General features: G+C 61.5%; 2 protein-coding genes and 1 pseudogene. All 3 read left to right on the top strand.

What is annotated here, in order from left to right; all coding sequences use genetic code 11:
* Nucleotides 1-183, top strand: a pseudogene (locus tag ABT116_RS45965) (hypothetical protein); the annotation flags it as partial.
* Between the two features lie 68 nt (nt 184-251).
* Complete coding sequence (locus ABT116_RS45960) at nt 252-935, top strand: TetR/AcrR family transcriptional regulator (protein WP_095969427.1); 684 nt, start codon at nt 252-254, stop codon at nt 933-935.
* Nucleotides 932-1,426 carry a GNAT family N-acetyltransferase gene (locus ABT116_RS45955; protein WP_351647132.1) on the top strand — a complete coding sequence of 165 codons (495 nt, stop codon included), beginning with the start codon at nt 932-934 and terminating at the stop codon, nt 1,424-1,426. The genes ABT116_RS45960 and ABT116_RS45955 overlap by 4 nt, the downstream gene beginning before the upstream one ends.
* The last annotated feature ends 21 nt before the right edge of the window (nt 1,427-1,447 follow it).

Raw genomic sequence — 1,447 nt, 5'->3', positions numbered from 1 at the left:
GTCGACGCGACGTTCGACCTCGGAAAAACCGGGAAGATCTGCCTGCCCGTGCAGACGAGCGACGGGAAGAAGACGTTCTGGCAGCAGGGCCCTCCCGGCTTCTCGAACTTCGTCATGCCGACGCCGACGACAAAAACCCTGTTACTCATTGCCACTCCTGAAGAGAACGGTATCTGTGTGTGACACGCTGTCCCACCAAAGTATGTGAGACATCTTGTCCAGTCAATGGCGGGGTGAGTATCGTTCGATTTATGACAAAAACAGCCGAGTCGGCGCAGCCCGACGGGCGCAGCACTCGCTGGAACGATCACAAGGAGCAGCGCAAAGCGCGGATCCTCGACGCAGCACTCGATGCAGTCAACGAAGGCGGCGCCGACGTCGGCGTCCAGCAGATCGCCGAGCGCGCCGACGTCCCCCGTTCCGTTGTCTACCGAATCTTCAAGGATCGAGCCGACCTCGACGAGCAGCTGCGAGTCCGCATCCTCGAGATGATGATGACCGACCTGACACCCACTCTCACGCCGCAGGGCACGGTCGGCGAGGCCATCTCACGGGCAGTCGAGACCTACCTCCAATGGATTGTGAAATATCCACGACTGCACCACTTTTTAGGCAAGGGCTCGCCGAGCACGCGGGCCACCGGTTCGAAAGTGGTGACCGGAACCAAGACGGCCATCGCCGTCCAGTTGGGAAACCTCTTGGGCGCGATCCTCACCAGCCGTGGCAAACCGTCGAAGATGGCGGAGCCCTTGGCTTTCGGCGTGATCGGATTGGTCGACGTCAGCGTAAACCGTTGGCTCAGCCAGCCGGGTTCCGATGTGACCAGTGCGGAATTGGCCGAGTTCCTCGAGCGTTCCATCTGGCAGGTTCTGGACGGCAATCTCCGGAGCATCGGCGTCGACATAACTCTGTCGACTCCGATCGCCGACCTGTGACCGTCACCGAACTACCCTGGGCACTCGACGGATGCAGCCTTCAACTGATCCACGTTCCATCACTCGCCCTCCACGCGCTGGGTGAAGATAACGCGGCTCTCGCAATGGAACTCGCGCCGAACCTCCTGACCCCGTATCTCCTCGGCGAAGAATGCCAGGGCTTGTGGCGCTACCGGAGCAAGCAGATAGCAGAGAATCCCCTCGACAGCGCGTGGATCACCCGCATCGCCGTCGATGCCCGCACCTCGGCGCCGGTGGGGTTGGCCGGATTTCACGGCCGCCCCGATGCGCGCGGGATGGTGGAGATCGGATATCGCATCGACCCGGCGTTCCGGCGCCAGGGACACGCTCGAACTGCTCTCGAGATACTTCTGGACATCGCCAGTCGCGAATCCGAAGTACACGTCGTTCGAGCGACCGTCAGCCCGGACAATGCTGCGTCTCGAAACCTGATCAGCCAGTACGGTTTCAACGAAGTCGGTACCTGCTGAAGGACGAATCCCGCCCCTGGC

Source organism: Streptomyces sp. NPDC002130 (genome assembly GCF_040296465.1).
Classification (GTDB): Bacteria; Actinomycetota; Actinomycetes; order Streptomycetales; family Streptomycetaceae; genus Streptomyces.
Note: the sequence above shows the minus strand (reverse complement) of the source record. Positions and strands in the feature narration are given on the sequence as shown.